18 protein-coding genes are annotated in these 17756 nt (G+C 68.9%); 4 read left to right on the forward strand and 14 right to left on the reverse strand.

The window, feature by feature from the left end; all coding sequences use genetic code 11:
- Positions 1 to 415 precede the first annotated feature (415 nt).
- Genes tyrS through VE172_RS05575 form a run of 3 tightly spaced genes read right to left on the reverse strand, consistent with a single transcriptional unit; the run spans position 416 to position 4133 of the window.
- A complete protein-coding gene (gene tyrS / locus VE172_RS05565; RefSeq protein ID WP_324798332.1) occupies positions 416 to 1669 on the reverse strand; it encodes a tyrosine--tRNA ligase in 1254 nt (417 codons plus the stop codon).
- Positions 1666 to 2301, reverse strand: a complete 636-nt coding sequence (locus tag VE172_RS05570) for a DNA-3-methyladenine glycosylase (protein WP_324798335.1) — start codon at positions 2299 to 2301, stop codon at positions 1666 to 1668. Before VE172_RS05570 ends, tyrS begins: the two co-directional genes overlap by 4 nt.
- The gene (locus VE172_RS05575) at positions 2298 to 4133 is read right to left on the reverse strand and encodes an RNB domain-containing ribonuclease (protein WP_324798337.1); all 1836 of its coding nucleotides are present in this window, start codon (positions 4131 to 4133) and stop codon (positions 2298 to 2300) included. Before VE172_RS05575 ends, VE172_RS05570 begins: the two co-directional genes overlap by 4 nt.
- Positions 4134 to 4287: 154 nt before the next feature.
- On the opposite strand from VE172_RS05575, the gene VE172_RS05580 reads away from it, so the two are divergent.
- On the forward strand, positions 4288 to 5562 hold the full coding sequence (locus VE172_RS05580; RefSeq protein ID WP_324798340.1) for a DUF1906 domain-containing protein: 1275 nt from the start codon (positions 4288 to 4290) through the stop codon (positions 5560 to 5562).
- A 164-nt stretch (positions 5563 to 5726) separates the two neighbouring features.
- The gene (locus VE172_RS05585; protein WP_324798344.1) at positions 5727 to 6206 is read left to right on the forward strand and encodes an Hsp20/alpha crystallin family protein; all 480 of its coding nucleotides are present in this window, start codon (positions 5727 to 5729) and stop codon (positions 6204 to 6206) included.
- 63 nt (positions 6207 to 6269) lie between these two features.
- Here VE172_RS05585 and tatC read toward each other — a convergent pair whose 3' ends face one another.
- The 5 genes from tatC to VE172_RS05610 all read right to left on the reverse strand — a co-directional run bounded on the left by tatC (position 6270) and on the right by VE172_RS05610 (position 9914).
- On the reverse strand, positions 6270 to 7229 hold the full coding sequence (tatC, locus tag VE172_RS05590) for a twin-arginine translocase subunit TatC (protein ID WP_324798346.1): 960 nt from the start codon (positions 7227 to 7229) through the stop codon (positions 6270 to 6272).
- Positions 7230 to 7256: 27 nt separating this feature from the next.
- Positions 7257 to 7547, reverse strand: a complete 291-nt coding sequence (gene tatA, locus VE172_RS05595; protein ID WP_324798349.1) for a Sec-independent protein translocase subunit TatA — start codon at positions 7545 to 7547, stop codon at positions 7257 to 7259.
- Positions 7548 to 7727: 180 nt separating this feature from the next.
- The gene (locus VE172_RS05600) at positions 7728 to 7943 is read right to left on the reverse strand and encodes a hypothetical protein (RefSeq protein ID WP_324798352.1); all 216 of its coding nucleotides are present in this window, start codon (positions 7941 to 7943) and stop codon (positions 7728 to 7730) included.
- A gap of 4 nt (positions 7944 to 7947) precedes the next feature.
- Positions 7948 to 8910, reverse strand: coding sequence for a helix-turn-helix transcriptional regulator (locus tag VE172_RS05605; protein ID WP_324798354.1), 963 nt, complete (start codon positions 8908 to 8910; stop codon positions 7948 to 7950).
- Positions 8911 to 8915: 5 nt separating this feature from the next.
- The gene (locus VE172_RS05610) at positions 8916 to 9914 is read right to left on the reverse strand and encodes a helix-turn-helix transcriptional regulator (RefSeq protein WP_324798357.1); all 999 of its coding nucleotides are present in this window, start codon (positions 9912 to 9914) and stop codon (positions 8916 to 8918) included.
- Between the two features lie 75 nt (positions 9915 to 9989).
- Here VE172_RS05610 and VE172_RS05615 point away from each other — a divergent pair, with 75 nt between their 5' ends.
- The gene (locus tag VE172_RS05615) at positions 9990 to 11075 is read left to right on the forward strand and encodes a DUF3866 family protein (RefSeq protein WP_324798409.1); all 1086 of its coding nucleotides are present in this window, start codon (positions 9990 to 9992) and stop codon (positions 11073 to 11075) included.
- Here VE172_RS05615 and VE172_RS05620 read toward each other — a convergent pair.
- The 6 genes from VE172_RS05620 to dop all read right to left on the reverse strand — a co-directional run bounded on the left by VE172_RS05620 (position 11072) and on the right by dop (position 16437).
- Positions 11072 to 11353, reverse strand: coding sequence for a hypothetical protein (locus VE172_RS05620; protein ID WP_324798360.1), 282 nt, complete (start codon positions 11351 to 11353; stop codon positions 11072 to 11074). The genes VE172_RS05615 and VE172_RS05620 overlap by 4 nt on opposite strands.
- Before the next feature lie 12 nt (positions 11354 to 11365).
- The gene (gene pafA, locus VE172_RS05625) at positions 11366 to 12724 is read right to left on the reverse strand and encodes a Pup--protein ligase (RefSeq protein WP_324798362.1); all 1359 of its coding nucleotides are present in this window, start codon (positions 12722 to 12724) and stop codon (positions 11366 to 11368) included.
- 107 nt (positions 12725 to 12831) lie between these two features.
- Positions 12832 to 13593, reverse strand: a complete 762-nt coding sequence (gene prcA / locus VE172_RS05630; RefSeq protein ID WP_349258270.1) for a proteasome subunit alpha — start codon at positions 13591 to 13593, stop codon at positions 12832 to 12834.
- A gap of 55 nt (positions 13594 to 13648) precedes the next feature.
- Positions 13649 to 14488: a proteasome subunit beta gene (gene prcB / locus VE172_RS05635; RefSeq protein WP_324798365.1), complete on the reverse strand. Its 840-nt coding sequence runs from the start codon at positions 14486 to 14488 to the stop codon at positions 13649 to 13651.
- A 102-nt stretch (positions 14489 to 14590) separates the two neighbouring features.
- Complete coding sequence (locus VE172_RS05640; protein WP_324798367.1) at positions 14591 to 14806, reverse strand: ubiquitin-like protein Pup; 216 nt, start codon at positions 14804 to 14806, stop codon at positions 14591 to 14593.
- Positions 14807 to 14916: 110 nt separating this feature from the next.
- Positions 14917 to 16437 (reverse strand): depupylase/deamidase Dop, encoded by a 1521-nt coding sequence (dop, locus tag VE172_RS05645; RefSeq protein WP_324798370.1) that lies wholly within the window; start codon positions 16435 to 16437, stop codon positions 14917 to 14919.
- A gap of 190 nt (positions 16438 to 16627) precedes the next feature.
- Between dop and VE172_RS05650 the strand changes: the two genes are divergently transcribed.
- Entirely contained in the window at positions 16628 to 17752 is a 1125-nt protein-coding gene (locus tag VE172_RS05650) for an SPFH domain-containing protein (protein ID WP_324798373.1), read from the forward strand.
- The last annotated feature ends 4 nt before the right edge of the window (positions 17753 to 17756 follow it).

Below are 17756 nucleotides of genomic sequence, written 5' to 3' on the forward strand. Positions count from 1 at the left end.
CAGCCAACAATGCCATTGCAAGATCCTGACTATATATAAATAGTCAGAATTGAACAAAAACTATAGAACCTCAAACAATCGAGGCCCACACACTGACCATCACAAAACACCCTATCGAGTTCTCAAAAAACACACCCACACCAGCGAGAATCATTCATCTCGAGTGATTTCTTCTGGTGAAGCGCGACTCCGTTAATCTATCAGACCCGATTTTCGCTTCGTTTTGGGCCTCCCGGCCTCGGCCGGTGGGCGCACACGTCGCCTGATCTGATTTAGTTCGGGAGTTTGCCTGTGAGCCGTACTCCGGCCCGCTCTCGCGGTCTCGGTTTCTGTCCGGTTCCTCAGAGGCGTCGTATACATTACCTCGCCGTTTCCGGCATGTCAAACGGGGGTGCCCCTTTGGTGAATCGCCTGGTCAGCGGCGCACGACTCCCGCGATGGTCTTCTTGCCGCGGCGCAGCACCGCGTAGGTTCCGTGCAGCAGGTGCTCGGCGCTCAACGGTTGGTCGGCGTCCTCGACGCGGACGTTGTTGAGGTACGCGCCGCCCTCCTTCACCGTGCGGCGGGCCTCGGAGAGGCTCGACACCAGACCCGTCTCCTTGAAGGCCCAGGCGAGTGTCGGGGGTTCTCCGTCGATGTCGACCGTGCCCGCCTCCGCCAGGGCGGCTCCCAGGGTCGCCTGGCTGAGCTCGGCGAGGTCGCCGCGGCCGAAGAGCGCCTGGCTGGCGGCTATCACTTGGGCGCATTCGGTTTCGCCGTGGAGCAGGGTGGTGAGTTCGGCGGCCAGGGCGCGTTGCGCCTGGCGGGCGGCGGGCTTGTCCTGCGTGGCCTTTTCGAGTTGGAGGATCTCGTCGTGGGTCTTGAAGCTGAAGCGGCGCAGGAACATCCCGATGTCGCGGTCGTCGGCGTTGAACCAGAACTGGTAGAACGCGTACGGGGAGGTCATGGTGGCGTCGAGCCAGGTGGCGTTGCCCTCGGTCTTGCCGATCTTCTTGCCGTCGGCGGTGGTGACCAGGGGGGTGACGAAGGCGTGGACGGGGCCGGCGCCGCGGCGGCGCACGTAGTCGACGCCGGAGGTGATGTTGCCCCACTGGTCGGATCCACCGAATTGGAGGGTGCAGCCGTGCCTGCGGTGGAGTTCGTAGAAGTCGTTGGATTGCAGCAGTTGGTAGCTGAATTCGGTGAAGGAGATGCCGCTTTCGAGGCGGGCCCTGACGACCTCGCGGGCCAGCATCTTGTTGACGGGGAAGTGCTTGCCGACCTCGCGCAGGAAGTCGATGGCGCTCATCTCGCCGGTCCAGTCGAGGTTGTTGACCAGGGTCGCGGCGTTGTCGCCCTCGTAGGTGACGAAGGGACGCAGCTGCTGGCGGATCTGGTCGACCCAGCCCGCCACCACCTCGGGGGCGTTGAGGACCCGTTCGTCGGATTCCCGCGGGTCGCCGATCATCCCGGTGGCGCCGCCCACCAGCAGCAGGGGGCGCAGGCCCGCGAGTTGGAGGCGCCGGGCGGTCAGCGCCTGGGTGAGGTGGCCGACGTGGAGGCTGGCGGCGGTGGGGTCGAAGCCCACATAGAACGTGATCCGTCCAGAGTCCAGGTGCGCCGCGAGCGCGTCGAGGTCGGTGGAGTCTTGGATGAGGCCACGCCATTGCAGGTCGTCGAGAATGTTCACGCCTTAGATTCTGACGCATGGCCCCGGCGGGTCCGCGACCGGTTTTTCGGGGCGTGTTTGCGGTAGGGGCTGACGGTGGGGTCGGCGTCGAGCCAGAAGCGCCAGGGGGTGTCGGCGGCGGTGCTGACGCCGGTGCGGGGTCCGGTTCTCACGGCGGCGGCGGGCGGCTCGCCGGGTCGCAGGCTGATGGGGCCGCCCGAGAACAGCGCGACGCCGTCGCAGGAGCGGTCGACGGCCAGCGCGACGGTGAGTCGGGCGGGGCCCCGGGCGAGGTCGCGGTCGGACGCGCCGGGGCGGCGTTCGCGGGCCAGGTCGATGCCGTCGACGACCTCCCCGGCGCGCAGCAGCACTCCCCCGCCGATGCCCTCGGGTCGGCACACCACGTTGAGGCAGTAGTGCATTCCGTAGGTGAAGTACACGTAGGCGTGTCCGGACGGCCCGAACTGGCTGGCGTTGCGGCGGGTGGGGCCGCGGTGGGCGTGGGAGGCGGGGTCGCCGCCCTCGCCCGCGTACGCCTCGACCTCGGTGAGGCGGATGGTGACGCCGTTGGCGGTGACCAGGCAGCCCAGCAGGTGGGGCGCGACCTGGTCGGCGCGTTGGTGGAGCAGGTCGCGCAGTTGGGTGGGGGTCACGGTGGGTTCCCGGGTTCGTCGAGGTGGGCGTCGATGAGTTCGCGCAGCCGGGTGGCGGCGGCGGTCTTGGCGGCCTGTTTGCCGGTTCCGGTGCCGGTGGCTTCGAGCGGTTGGCCCGCGGGGCCGGTGACGCGGGCGCGGCAGGTGAATTCGGGTTGGTGCGCGGGGCCGGTCTGGTCGAAGGTCCAGGTGAGGTCGCTGATGGTGCCGCTTTGGGTGTATTCGTTGAGGGCCATGAGCGGGTTGAGGCCGTCGGGGAGGCGTCGGGGGCCGGAGTCGTTGGCGGGCAGGGGGTCGGGCACCGGGATGGACTCGGACAGGTCGTCGAGGTGGGCGATGCGGGCGACCAGGGCGAGGGCGGCCTGCGCCTTGGCGTCCTTTTTGGAGGCTTGTACGCGGGCGGGCGAGGTCCATGGGGTGTCGCCGAGTTCCAGGCGCAGGGTGGCCTCGAAGCAGGGCTTTTGGATGGTGCCGACGGACCTCTGGTCCCAGCGCAGGTGGGCGTCGCTCATGGGCCCGCCGACCACGGACTGGGCGTACATGTTGACGACGGTCAGCGCCCGGCTGGGTTCGGCGGCGATGCGGCGGTGGATGTCTTCGCGCAGCGCGCGCCAGTCGGCGCCGCCGCCGTGGATGAGGATCTCGCAGGCGTCGCGCAGCGGCAGCGTGTCGGCGTCGAGGCGGCGCTTCACCTCGGCGGGCAGCGCCGCGGGCGGCCGGTCGTGGCGCAGGGCGAGCTTGATGACCTTGGCGAAGTCGCCGGGGTCCAGTTCGGTGAGGTCGGGCTCGTGGAGCCGTTGCCGGGTGGCGGCCTGGGCGGCGCGCTTGTGGTGCGCGGCGCGGGCCTCGCGGGCGGCGGCGATGCGGGCGTTGATGTCGGTGCCGATGTCGGCGAGCTCGTCGTAGCCGTAGGGGCTGGGTTGGCCCGCGGTGGCGGCCAGCAGGATGCGCTGGTTGATGAGGTCGGCGTAGCGGCGCAGCGGGCTGGTGGTGTGCGCGTAGGCGGGCAGGTTGAGCCCGAAGTGGCCGTACACGGCGGGGTCGTAGGTGGCGGGTCGCTGCACCACGCCCATGCGCTTGCGCAGCGTCTCATAGGCGTCGGCGTCGCCGCGGGCCTCGGCGGCGGCCAGCTCGCCCATCATCTCGGCGCGGTCCCCGGCGACGGCGGCGGCGCGGTGGTTGCGAAAGAGGATGGGTAGATCCCTTGCGGCGCACCACATCGCGATGGCGGCGTTGGAGGCGATCATGAGTTCCTGGACGATGATGTAGCCGGCGTGGCGCTGGTTGTCGCCCAGGCGGACCAGCTGGCCCTCCTCGTTGGTGGCGTAGCCCTTGAACAGGTCGTAGAAGGCCAGGGCGCCGGTGCGTTGGCGGCGGCGCAGCAGGGCGCTGGCCAGGGTGTGGGCGTCGGTGAGGCGGGCGTGCAGCGGGGTGGCGGGGTCGGTGAGGGCGGCGGCGGCCTCGGCGTAGGACAGCTCCCAGGATTCGCGCAGGCAGCCGGTGGACACGTGGGTGTCGAAGCTCTCGGCCCCCTCATCGAATCGCATGTGGACGGTGAGGGTGTCCTGTTCGCGTCCGGCGCGCAGGCTGGAGGCGGACTCCACCGCCGCGGGCAGCATGCTGATGGTGCGGTCGGGGAGGTACTTGCTGTGCATGCGCCGGCGAGCCTCGGCGTCCCCGTCGCCGCCGCGCGGCAGTTGGCGCGCCACCAGCGCCACGTGCACCCACGCGTCGAATCCGGCGTCGGTTCGCCGTACCCAGACCGCGTCGTCCCGGTCGGCGGTGTCGGGGGCGTCGATCATGACGCCCTTGGTGTCGTCGCTGTCGGCCACGTCGGACGTGTTCCTTCCCGTGGGGGTGTTCGCCGCGAATGCCTTGACACTATGGCACGCCGTCGTGACGCCTTCACGGATGTGGATCTTCTGTAACGACATGTGGAATCGTGCCCTTCCCCGATCACCCCGATCATCGAGGAGGGCTCGATCCATGTCACGACAACGCGATCGCCACCGCAGGGCGTGGCTGGTCACCGCGGTGTCAGCGGGCGCGCTGCTGGCGGCCGGTGCGGTGAGCCTGCCGGTGCTGGCCGACCAGCTCGACACCAAGCAGGTGGCCTACCACGGCTACGCCATCGACGTGCCGGACAGCTGGCGCGTGGTGAATCTCGACGAACACCCCAACGCCTGCGTGCGCTTCGATTCCGCGACGGTCTATCTGGGAACGCCCGGCGAGCGCTCGACGTGCCCGGCACGCGTCGAGGGGCGCGCCGCGGCGATCATGGTGGCTCCCCTGGACACCACGACGGCGGCCGGCGCCGATTCCGCGACCGTGGCCACCACGGCGGCGCGCGGCGCGAAGGGGGCGACCTCGGTGGACGGCACGACGCGCCTGGCCGTGGAGGACGCCGGGGTGATGGTCTCGGCGGTGCACAGCCGCTCCACCGCCGCTCAGGTGCGGGCCGCGTTGAATTCGGCGCGCCTCACCGACGGCGCCCACGCCGTGAGGCTGGACGACGTCCGCTCGGCGACGCCAAGGGCCAAGGCCGACCCGATCGTGGCACCGGGGACGCTGAAGGACAAGGCGTTCGACACCTGCACCGCGCAGTCCCAGTCGACAATGGACGCGTGGAGGTCCTCGCCGTACAAGGCGGTGGGGATCTACATCAGCGGCGTCAACCGGGCGTGCGGGCAGGACAACCTGAACGCCGACTGGGTGGCCAAGCAGCACGCCAACGGCTGGCAGTTCGTCCTCACCCACCACGGCCTGGAGTCGCCGTGCTCCACCCGCTACAGCGACGTTTTCTCGAAGGACCCGGCCACCGCGCGCCAGCAGGGCAAGGACGAGGCGGGCAAGGCGATCGACGCGGCCACGAAGCTGGGCTTCGGCGCCGGCAGCGCGATCTACGCCGACATCGAGTCCTACGACGGCGATGCCACGTGCACCAAGGCGGTGCTGTCGTTCGTGTCCGGCTGGGCCGAGGGGCTGAAGGCGTCCGGGTGGCTGTCGGGGATGTACTCCTCGGGCTCCACCGGGATTCGTGACCTGTGCGACGGCTACGGGGACGCGGCGTACGCGATGCCGAGCCACATGTGGTTCGCGTGGTGGAACTCCAAGGCCGACACCGACTCGGGAAGCTACTGCGAGGGCGACAAGTTCGCCGACGGGCAGCGGATCCACCAGTACGCCGGGGACGTCACCGAGTCCTACGGCGGGGTCTCGGTCAACATCGACCGCGATTTCCTGGACGTCAAGGCGGGCTGACCGCACATTCTCAGGGGCCTCGGACGCGCTGGGCGTCCGGGGCCCCTGGCTTGTCTCCGAGACCTGTGTCACAGCCCGAAATACCGGACAGGGCGGCGTTGTCATACATGCCGTTAGCACTCTCGCGTTGAGAGTGCCAAGGACCAGAGTAATGAGGAGGAACAATGCTGGTTCGTTATCGTCAACCGTGGTACCGGTCGTCGCTGGTGAACGCCGAGTTCGACCGCCTGGTCGCCGAGGCATTCGGGCAGGGACAAGGGTCCTTCTCCCCCGGCGCCGACATCGCCACCCAAGGCAATGACGTGGTGATCACCGTCGACATTCCCGGGGTCGCCCCCGAAGACGTCGACATCACCCTGGACGGCCGCAGGCTGGTCATCACGGGGCAGCGCCAGGCGACCCAGGTCGCCGAGGGCGACCGCGTGATCGCCCGCGGGCTGCGTCAGGGCAAGTTCTCCCGGACGTTCACGGTGCCGCAGGGCACCGCCGCCGAGCAGATCTCCGCGTCGGTCGACAATGGGCTGCTGACCGTGCGGGTCACCGAGGTGACCAAGCCCGAGCCGCAGCCGCAGAAGATCGCCGTCACGCGCGTGGCCGAGGCGATCGAGTCGGGCGAGACCGAGACTGAGACTGAGACCGAGTAAGAGCACACCGAGAAAGGGGCGGTCCGCATGCGCGGGCCGCCCCTCTTCGTGGTCGGTTAACCGTCAGGTGGCGTCGTCGTCGTAACGGCGACGGTTGTCCGAGTCGTCGTCGGGTTCATCGTCGGAGGTCACGGGGGCGACCTCGCCGATGTCGGACGGCGATTCGTCTATCTCGGACGCCTGGTCGGGGTCCAGCGCGTCCCAGTCGGCGGTCTTCTTGGCGCGTCGCCTGTCGTTGATGAACGCGAAGCCGACGGCACCGAAGTACAACGCCACCATGGGAAGCGCCAACGCCGTCATCCCGAAGGGGTCGGGGGTGGGCGTGACGAGGGCGCAGAACAGGAACACCAGGAACACCGCGATGCGCCACCAGCCCAGCAGGCGCTTGGCGCTGGCTATGCCGATGACGTTAAGCAGCACGATGACCAGGGGGAACTCGAACCCCGCGCCGAACAGCAGCATGACGTTGGTGACGAAGTCGAAGTAGCCGGTCAGGTCGACCGTCAGGTTGTACTGGCTGCTGAGGCCCAGGAAGAACTGCAGGCTCTTGGAGATGACGAAGTAGCCCAGCGTCGCGCCCGCGAAGAACAGCGGGCCCGCGATCGCGGCGAAGTAGTACGTGTAGCGGCGCTCGTGCCTGTGGAGACCGGGGGCGATGAACGCCCACAACTGGTAGAGCCAGATCGGTGCCGACAGGATGATCCCCACGAACAGACCGATCTTGAGATCGAGGACGAACTGGTCCATCGGTCCGTGGACGTTGAAGTTGCAGTGCCAGCCGTCGAGCGAGTTGTGGTGGTCCTTGAGATACTGCTGCCTGTCAAAGTCGCAGTACGGCAGGTTGATGGCGTAAGACACCACGTCGGAGAAGTACACGCCGACCGCGACGCCGGCGATCAGGCCGAGGCACGCCTTGAACAGCCGCGAGCGCAGATCCCTCAGGTGATCCATGAGGGTCATGGAGCCGTCAGCCGCAGCCTGGAAGTTGCTCTTCTTGCCGCGGCGTCGAAGTTTCAGGGCCATGGGAGTCGTCCGCTATGCCGAGCGGCCCTAAGCCTTCTTCTTGTCCCTCAAGTCTTCGACGGCCGAGGCCTCGCCGTCGATGGTCTTGTTGTTCAGGGGCTCGCGGGCGTGCTTGGCGTCGGCCTTGGCGTCGTCGGCGGGCTCCTCGTCGGAGTCGCTCTTCATCTCGTCGCGAAGCGTCTTGGTCTCGGACTTGAGGATGCGCAGCGACTGACCCAGGCCCCGGGCGGCTCCGGGCAGCTTCTTCGCCCCGAACAGCAGCACCAACACCACCACGAGGACGATGATGTGCCACGGCCTGACGCCACCACTAAACATGCCGACTCCTCCATTTATGACGGGGACTTCAGCCCCATCGTATGCGGACGTGATCCCGGCGAGCGCGGCGGACCACTATGCGCGGCAAGCATGACCGGTGAATCCGACGTTCGTCAACCCCGCCGGCGAGCGGGTGTGTCGATCTTTACCATTTCGTGCCGCAACGTGCCCGATTGACGGTCAGCGCCGCTGGGGCAGCTGGGCCTGGAGTGCCTCGATGTCGGCCTGGAGCTTCTCGGCGCGACCCTTGAGGCGCTCGGCGGCCTTGCGGCGCTCGTCCAGGGCCAGCATGGCCAGGCGGAGGCGTTCCAGGCGGCCGCGGGTGCCCAGCGCGGCGACGCCGAGCACGACGAGGCCGAAGACCAGTCCGACGAGCAAGATGAGCCACCACTGCATGGACTTACCTTAACGATTCGTCGTAGGCGGCCAGGGCGCGGCGCGCGTCGTGGAGGACGGCGTCGCGCAGACCGGCGGGCGAGACCACCTCGGCCTCGGTGCCCAGGCCCAGCACCAGGCGCTTGGCCCAGTCGAGGTCGCGGGCGCGCAGGCTGACCGTCCAGCGGCCGTCGGGCTCCACCGTGACGTCCTCGCACGGGTAGTACTCGCTGATCCAGCGGGCCGAGCGGTTCACCCGCAGCACCACGGTGGGCAGGTCGAGCGCGCCCGAGGCGAAGATCGCGCCGGGGGCGTCGGTGAGGTCGCGGGCATGGGCCGGGACGGTGGCGCGCTCGTCGAGCACCGTGTGGGCGTCGATGCGGTCCAGGCGGAAGCGCCGGACGTCCTCGGCGCTGCGGCACCAGGCGTGCAGGTAGGCGTGGTCGTCGGCCAGCACCACGCGGATCGGGTCGACGATGCGTTCGGTGGTGCGGTCGCGCCCGGCGCTGTAGTAGGTGAGGCGCACCGCCTTGCCCTGCGAGACGATGCGGCGGTAAGTGTCCACGGACTTATCGTCCACTGTGGTGGACACGCTGACCCGGGCGGCGGCCGTGGCGGCGTCGCCCGCCGCGGCGGCCACCTTGTCGAGGGTGCGGCGCACCGCGTCGCGGTCGGCCAGGCCCGGGGTGTCGGCGAGCATCCGCAGCGCCACCACCAGGGCCAGCGCCTCGTCGGGCAGCAGCCGCACCGGGCGGGTCATGCCCGCGTCGTAGGTGACGGTGACGGTGTCGTCGTCGAAGGCGATGTCGATGAGGTCGCCGGGGCCGTAGCCGGGCAGACCGCACATCCACAGCATGGTGAGGTCGTCGCGCAGCTCGGACACCGAGATGCCCAGGTCGGCGGCGGCGGTGTCGATGCTGATGCCGGGGCGGGCCGACAGGTAGGGCACCAGGTTGAGGACCCGGGACAGGTGTGATGCGGTGGTCATCGGGCTCAACCCGCCTTCGGGGACGGTTCGTATCGGTCGACGACGTCGGCCAGCAGGGTGGCCATCTCCTTGCGCAGCTCGGCGGGCTCCAACACGGTGACGTCGGGGCCGTAGGCCGCCAGCCGGGCGGCGAGCTTGTGGGCGTCGTGGAACGGGATGATCAGCCGGTCGCCGTCGGCGCGGCGGGCCAGGATCTGTTCGGCGCGGCGCCGGATGCCGGCGGCCCGGCCGGGGGCCACCAGGACGGTGGCGCGGCGCGGCGTCGTGTCGCCGGAGTCCATGGAGAACCGGGCGACGTGATCGAGCAGGTTGACGTCGGGCGGCACCTGGTAGGCGTCGGTGTCGCCGGACGGGGTCACCTTGCCGGTGACGCGCGACAGCCGGAAGCACCGGGAGGCGTCGCGGTCCAGGTCGTGGCCGATGACGTACCAGCGGCCCCGGTAACACACCACCCCCCACGGTTGCAGGCGCCGGGGCGCGGCGATGTCGTCGGCCGCCCCGAGGTAGTCGAAGCGGATCTCCTGGCGGTCGCGCACCGCGGCCATCACGGGCGCGAAAGCCTCGTCCACGGTGAGGATCGGCGCGACCTCCGGGTCCTCGCCGCCGCGCACGTCGACGCCGGCGGCGCGCAGTTTCCACAGCCCGTCGCCGGCGTCGGCGGCGAGCTTGGAGTGTTGCCACAGCCGGGAAGCCGCGCCGAGCACGGCGGCCTCGTCGGGCAACAGCTCGATGGCGGGGAGCTCGTAGTCGCGGCGGGCGATCCGGTAACCCTGTTCGGCGTCGAAGACGCTGTTGGTTCCGGTCTCCAGGGGAATGCCGAGGCGGCGCAGCTCCGACTTGTCACGCTCGAACTTGCGCTGGAACGCCTCGTGGGCCTTGGAGTCGTCCGGATTGTGGTCATAGCCGGGGACGGTGGAGGCGATCTTGTCGGCGGTGAGGAACCGCCGCGTCGACAACAGGCAGATCACCAGATTGACCAGTCGTTCGGTACGAAGGCGCGACACGCTCACGACGCTATCCCTCCTTCGCGTGCGGGGCAACCGGGCTGATGGCCTGGCCAGGATGCTACCTTGACCGCCGTGCTCAGGTGGCGCAGCGGAACCGTGACTCGCGTCGTCCGGCAATGGCCGGGGGCGTGCGAAGTGGACGTCGCGGTGGAGGCGCGCGAGGCGTCCGATCCGCCGTCGGTGAGGGCGTTGGCCTATCCCCGGATGGTCGGGCGGCCCGAGGTCGGCGACCGGGTGTTGTTGAACTGCAACGCGTTGAGCCGCGGGCTGGGTACAGGGGGCTACGCGTTCGTGGTGGCGATTCCCGACCGGCTTCCCGACGACGCGGGCGACGCGGGGCACGCGGTGAAGGCGCGATACACCCCGCAACAGGCGATGGGTCGGGCCGTCGACGAGGTGGGTTCGGCGCACCGGGCGGCCATGGTGGCGACGAGGGACCTCGGCGGCATGCCGGTGGTGGTGGCCGACCTGCACTCGGCGCTGCCGGCGATCCTGGCCGGGATCCACGAACGTCCCGAGGCGCGGCGGGTGGCCTACGTGATGCTGGACGGCGGCGCGCTGCCCGCCTGGTTCTCGCGCAGCCTCGCCGGTGTGTCGGGCCTGTTGGCGGGGACCGTCACGACGGGCCAGTCCTTCGGCGGCGACCTGGAGGCCACCAACGTCCACACCGGACTCATCGCGGCGCGGGCGGTGCTGGGCGCCGACATCGCCGTGGTCACCCAGGGGCCGGGCAACCTCGGCAACGCCACGGCCTGGGGGTTTTCGGGGACGGCCTGCGGCGAGGTGGTCAACGCGACCGCCGCCCTCGGCGGGCGCGCGATCGGGGCGCTGCGGATCTCGCGGTCCGACCCGCGCCGCCGCCACCGCGGCGTGTCGCATCACAGCCTCACCGCGTACGGAAGGGTCGCGCTGGCGACCGCCGACCTTCCCGTCCCCGACGGCATCGACGCCGACCTGGCCGAGCGCGTCGCCGAACAGCTGCGGCCGCTGCGGGCGCGCCACCGCCTCGTCGGTGTGAAGGTGGACGGGCTGGAGGAGGCGCTGCGGGACCTGCCCGTGCGGCTGTCGACCATGGGCCGCGGCCTGGACGACGACCCCGCCTACTTCCTGGGGTGCGCCGTGGCGGGGCGGCACGCGGCGGACCTACTGCGGCGCTAGGAGAAGATGATGAGGGCGGCCCACGCGACGATCACGGCGGCGAGGATGGCCACCAGGACCCACGTGGGGACCTTGTAGTCGCCGCGGCGGTTGCGATCGATCTCCTCGCGGATCTTCTGCTGGCGTCGCTTCCAGTACGGCACATTCGAGGGGTCGGAGGACGCCGGCGCGAAGTCGGCGTCGCGGTCGGGGGTGTCGTCCGCCGGGGTGTCGGCGGACGCCGCGTCAGCGGGCTGATCGGCGGTGCCCGGTCTGTCGGCGGATTCGTCGTGGCTCACCGGGCAACTGTCTCACATCGAGGCGATCAGCTTGTCGACCCGCTCGTCGCGAGAACGGAAGGGGTCCTTGCACAACACGGTGCGCTGCGCCTGGTCGTTGAGCTTGAGGTGCACCCAGTCGACGGTGAAGTCGCGGCGGCGTTCCTGGGCCCGGCGGATGAACTCGCCGCGCAACCGGGCGCGGGTGGACTGCGGCGGGACCTCCTTGGCCTCGAAGATCTCCACGTCGCGCGCCACCCGGTCCACCGAGCCGCGCCGCTCCATCAGGTTGTACAAGCCGCGGCCGCGCCGCACGTCGTGGTACGCCAGGTCGAGCTGGGCCACCCGCGACGACGACAGCGGCAGCTCCCGCTTCGAGCGGTACTTCTCGATGAGCTGGTACTTCGACACCCAGTCGATCTCGCGGGACACGGCGTCCAGGTCGCCGGACTCCACCGCGCCCAACACCCGGCCCCACAGCTCGATGACCCGCTTGGTCGCGGCGTCGGCGCCGCGGCGCTCCACAAAGTCCATGGCCTTGGTGAGGTACTCCTGCTGGATCTCCAGGGCGCTCATCTCGCGGCCGTTGGCCAGCCGCACCTTGTGCTGGCCGGTGATGTCGTGCGACACCTCGCGGATGGCGCGGATCGGGTTCTCCAGCGTGAGGTCCTTCATGGTCACGCCGGTCTCGATCATGCGCAGCACCAGGTCGGCGGCGCCGACCTTCAGCATCGTGGTCACTTCGTTCATGTTGGAGTCGCCGACGATGACGTGCAGCCGGCGGTAGCGTTCGGCGTCGGCGTGCGGTTCGTCGCGGGTGTTGATGATGGGGCGGGAACGGGTGGTCGCCGAGGACACGCCCTCCCAGATGTGCTCGGCGCGCTGCGACAGGCAGTACAGGGCGCCGCGCGGGGTCTGCAGCACCTTCCCGGCGCCGCAGATCAGCTGCCGGGTCACCAGGAACGGGATCAGGATGTCGGCGAGGCGACCGAACTCGCCGTGGCGCGACACCAGGTAGTTCTCGTGGCAGCCGTAGGAGTTGCCCGCCGAGTCGGTGTTGTTCTTGAACAGGAAGATGTCGCCGGCGATGCCCTCGTCGTGCAGGCGCCGCTCGGCGTCGATGAGCAGGCCCTCCAGGACGCGCTCGCCGGCGCGGTCGTGCCGCACGAGGTCGGTCACGGAGTCGCACTCGGGGGTGGCGTACTCGGGGTGCGAACCGACGTCCAGGTACAGTCGCGCTCCATTGCGGAGGAACACGTTGCTGGAGCGGCCCCAACTCACCACCCTGCGGAACAGATAACGCGCCACCTCGTCCGGCGACAACCGCCGCTGACCCCGAAAGGTGCAGGTGACGCCGAACTCGGTTTCCAGTCCAAATATCCGCCGATCCATACCCAGACACTACCGGGTGAACACGGTTCCTGCCTCCCCGAGAGGTCATCGGATTTTTCTACGCGGACGCGTCGCGTCCACTTCGGATGATCGCGGGGAGGCGGGACTCAGTCCTCAGTAGCCGATTCCTCGGCGTCGTCGGAATCATCGGCGGGTTCGTCGGCGGCCTCGGGCTCGGGCAGCAGCGCCTCCAGCGCGGCGCCGGAGATCCGGCGGAACACCCGCCCCTCGCGCTCGCGGTCCAGTACCGCCACCTCCAGCAGCTCCGGCCCCAGGGACCGCTGCTTGCCGTTGTCGCCGCCGATGCTGTTGAGCGCCTTGAGCGCCAGCTGGAACGCCTCGGCCAGGCTGGCGTCGAAGTGGTGGCCGTCCTTGAGCACCGTCGAAAGCCGGTCGGCCTGGCCGCCCATCACCAGGTAGCCCGGTTCATCGTTGATCGAACCGTCATAGGTGCAGCGGTACAGCTCGTCGTCCTCGGGGCGCTCGGCGACACCGGCGACGCAGATCTCCACCTCGAAGGGCTTGGTCTGCTCGGTGAAGATGGCGCCCAGGGTCTGGGCGTACGCCTGCGCCAGCGGCTTGGCCTTGACGTCGCGCCGGTCGTAGGCGAAACCCCGGGTGTCGGCCATCCGCACCCCGGCGGTGCGGAGGTTCTCGAACTCGTTGTAGCGACCCACGGCGGCGAAGCCGATCCGGTCGTAGAGCTCGCTGATCTTGTGCAGGGTGGAGGAGATGTTCTCCGCCACGAAGATCACGCCGCCGACGTAGCTGAGCACGACGGTGTTGCGTCCCCGCGAGATGTTCTTTCTGGCGTACTCCGAGCGATCCCGCATGATCTGCTCGGGCGAGGTGTAAAACTGCATGGCCACGACTACGAACTCCGTTCCGCCTCAACGATTCCCAACATTGTCAACCCTTCGTGCCTCAGCCGCCGGGGTTCTCCATGCGCGCCTCGACCACCTGACGGGAGATCTCGCCGACCTCGGCGTCCGGCACGCGGAGCGTGCCCTCGGCGGTCGAGGTCATCACGACGGGGTACAGCTTCCGGGAGAGGTCGGGGCCGCCGGTCGCCGAGTCCTCGTCGGCGGCGTCGTACAGCGCGCTGACCGCCAGCCGGACCGCCTCGTCGGCATCCACTGGGGACTGGAAGCGCTTCTTCAGGGCCGACTTGGCGAAGATCGAGCCCGAGCCGATCGCGTCGTAGTGGGACTCCTCCTGGAGCGAGCCCGCCATGTCGTAGCTGAAGATCCGGCCGGCGCTGGCGGGATCGGCGGCGTCGACGTCGAAGCCGCAGAACAGCGGCACCACCGCCAGGCCCTGCATGGCGATGCCGAGGTTGCCCCGGATCATGTTGGCCAGCTTGTTGGCCTTGCCGTGCAGGCTCAGCGAGATGCCCTCGAGCTTCTCGAAGTGCTCCAGTTCGGCCTGGAAGAGCCGGATCATCTCCATGCCGATGCCCGCGGTTCCCGCGATGCCGATCAGCGAGTGCGAGTCGGCCGCGTGCACCTTGCGGATCTCGCGGTTGGAGATCATGTTGCCCTGGGTGGCGCGCCGGTCCCCGGCCATCACCACGCCCTGATTGCAGCGCAGCGCCACGATCGTCGTGCCGTGTGGCACCGCGTCACCCATGTCGCCGGGCGGCAGCGGCTGCCGTCCGGGGAGCAACTCGGGTGCCACCCGGCCCAGCAGATCGGTAAAAGACGACGTCTCCGTCGAGAAGTACGCCGCCGGAATCCTGCCGGGAAATCCCGTCTCACCGCTCACACCATCACCCTTCCCACACGCTTGTCAACGCTATGCCGATAGTCGGCAACCTTAGTCTGCCGTGCCCACCCGGTATCCGGGTGGCGGGTCGGTTCGACCCGCCTACTGGCCACCCTTTTGGACATAGGAGCGCACGAAGTCGGAACTGTTGGATTCCAGGACGGAATCGATCTCGTCCAGCAGGTCGTCAACGTCCTCAGTGATCTCTTCGTGGCGGTCGGCCACGTCGGGGTTGACGGCCGCCTCGGCGGTTTCTTCCTCGGCGGTGTGCTTGGCGTGCTGAGAGTGGGCCTGCCCGCCGGTTTCCTTGTCTGCCATCGTCATCCCTCACGTCGGGGCCCCGGACTCGCGGCGGGGCGTGTTAATCCTTGAACGTTACCGCGACCCTACGACATTCCCGGCCTGCGCGCTTGACTGTGCGTTTCCGCTCAGTTTCCGCCGGTGATGATGTCGAGGAGGTCCTTGGCGCTCGGGCAGCGGTCGAAGAGCGCACCCACGTGCTCCTTCGTTCCCTTCTCCGGCTCCATCATGGGCACTCGCACCAGCGATTCCCGGCCCACGTCGAAGATGAGCGAATCCCAACTGGCCGCCACCACTTCGGACGGATACTTCGCGAGGCAACGGCCCCGGAAGTACGCGCGGGTGTCGGTGGGCGGGTTGGTGACGGCGTCGCGGACCTGGTCGATGGTGAACATGGTCTTCATGGCGCCCTTGGCGACCAGGCGGTGGTACAGGCCCTTGCCGGGGCGCACGTCCGAGTACTGGAGGTCGATGAGCTCCAGTTTGGACGAACTCCACTCGAGGTGTTCGCGATCGCGGTATCCGTTGAGCAGCCGCAGTTTCGCCACCCAGTCGAGCTCCCTGGCGCACTCCATCGGATCGCGGGACAGCTTGTCGAGGGTCTCGCCCCACATCTGGAGCAGCTCCAGGGTGTCGGCGTCGGCGGAGGAGCCGTAGCGCCGCTCCACGTACTTGGCGGCGCGAGCGTGGAACTCCTGCTGGATCTGCACCGCGGTCATGCGCCGGCCGTCGCGCAGCCGCACCAGGTGGCGCAGGCTCGGGTCGTGGCTGATCATCTTCAGCTCGTTGACCGGCTCGGTGATGGACAAGCCGTCGTCCATCGCGTCGTCCTCGATCATGCTGAGGATGAGCGCGGCGGTGCCCATCTTGAGATACGTGGAGATCTCCGACAGGTTGGCGTCGCCGATGATGACGTGCAGGCGGCGGTAGCGGTCGGCGTCGGAGTGCGGCTCGTCGCGGGTGTTGATGATGGGGCGCTTGAGGGTGGTCTCCAGCCCCACCTCGACCTCGAAGTAGTCGGCGCGTTGGGAAAGCTGGAAGCCGTTCTTGCTGCCGTCCTGGCCGATGCCGACGCGCCCGGCGCCGGTGAACACGGGGCGGGTCACGAGGAACGGGGTGAAGTAGCTGACGATGTCGGCGAACGGGGTCGTGCGCGCCATCAGGTAGTTCTCGTGGGTGCCGTAGCTGGCGCCCTTGTTGTCCGTGTTGTTCTTGTACAGGTTGATCGGCGGGTTGCCCGGCACGGAGGCGGCGCGCTTGGCGGCCTCGGCCATGATCAGCTCGCCGGCCTTGTCCCACAGCACGGCGTCGCGCGGGTTGGTCACCTCGGGCGCGGAGTACTCGGGGTGGGCGTGGTCGACGTACAGCCGCGCCCCGTTGGTCAGGATGACGTTCGCCAGTCCGGCGTCCTCGTCCGCCAGGGACTCCGCCGGGTCGTAGAGGGCGCCGGTGTAGGTGAATCCGCGGGCGTCGCGCAGCGGCGACTCCTCCTCGTAATCCCAGCGTGCCCGGCCGCCCTTGGTGAGCTCCGGGCGGGCGCCGTAGGCGTTGACGATCTGCGACGAGGTCACCATGGGGTTGGCGCCGGGCTGCCCTGGCACAGACACCCCGTACTCGACCTCGGTGCCCATGATGCGACGAACGGTCATATCTGCGAGCCTAGCCTCCGGGGACGGGTCCGGGGCGTTTGCGGGGGCCCTGACGGCACACAGTGACCAAAGATAGGACGCCGAGGCGCCGTCCGGGCCACCGTGGGTCAAGGCGTCCTTCCCCGATCGCTCAATTTGCACGCTCTGATACGTTTCTCGGGCTGGAAACCGAGGTACCGCGGAGGAACCCATGGGGCTTTTTGACAAGGTGCGCGGCGAGTTCATCGATATATTGGAGTGGCTGGATGACAGCCGCGACACCATCGTGTGGCGCTTTCCGCGGTATGACAACGAGATCAAGATGGGCGCCAAGCTGGTCGTGCGGGAATCGCAGGCCGCGGTCTTCGTCAACGAGGGCCAGATCGCCGACGTCTTCTCCCCCGGCACGTACACGCTGGAAACCCAGAACATGCCGATCCTGTCGACCCTGAAGGGCTGGAAGTACGGCTTCCACTCGCCGTTCAAGGCCGAGGTCTACTTCGTCACGACGCGCCAGCTCACGGACATGAAGTGGGGCACCAAGAACCCCATCATGATGCGCGACTCGGAGTTCGGACCGGTGCGGCTGCGGGCGTTCGGCGCCTACGCCGCGCGGGTCAGCGATCCCGGCAAGCTCATCAAGGAGCTGGCGGGCACCGACCCGCAGTTCCGCACCGAGGAGGTCGAGGACTTCCTGCGGCAGATGATCGTGGGGCGCCTGGCGGGCGCCCTGGCCCGCGCCGAGGTGCCGGTGCTGGATCTGGCCGCGGACCAGCACAACATCGGCCAGCGGCTCGTGGGGGTCCTGAGTGGAGACCTGGCGGACGTCGGCATCGCGATCACCAAGTTCATCATCGAGAACATCTCGCTGCCGCCCGAGGTCGAGGAGGCGCTGGACAAGCGCACCCAGATGGGCATCGTCGGCGACCTGAACAGGTACACCCAGTTCCAGACCGCCAACGCCATCGAAGACGCCGCCAACAACCCCGGCGGCGCCGGTGAGGGGCTCGGCATGGGGATGGGCATCGCCGCCGGTCAGCAGATGGCGGCCAACCTGGCCCCGCAGCAACAGCAGCAGTACGCGCAGCCGCAGCAGGCCCCCGCGTCGGGTCCTCCCCCGCTGCCGCAACAGGACCAGTGGTACATCGGCGTGGCCGGGCAGCAGCGGGGTCCGTTCGACCTCAACGGGCTCGCCGCGCAGGTGTCCGGCGGCGCCCTGACGCGCGCCACCCTGGTGTGGAAGTCGACGATGGCACAGTGGACGCCCGCGGGCGAGGTTCCCGAACTGGCCCAGGTCTTCGGCAACACTCCCCCTCCGCTTCCCCCCGCCGCCTAAACCC

The sequence above is a fragment of the Stackebrandtia sp. genome (assembly GCF_035643755.1).
In the GTDB taxonomy this organism is placed as follows: domain Bacteria; phylum Actinomycetota; class Actinomycetes; order Mycobacteriales; family Micromonosporaceae; genus Stackebrandtia.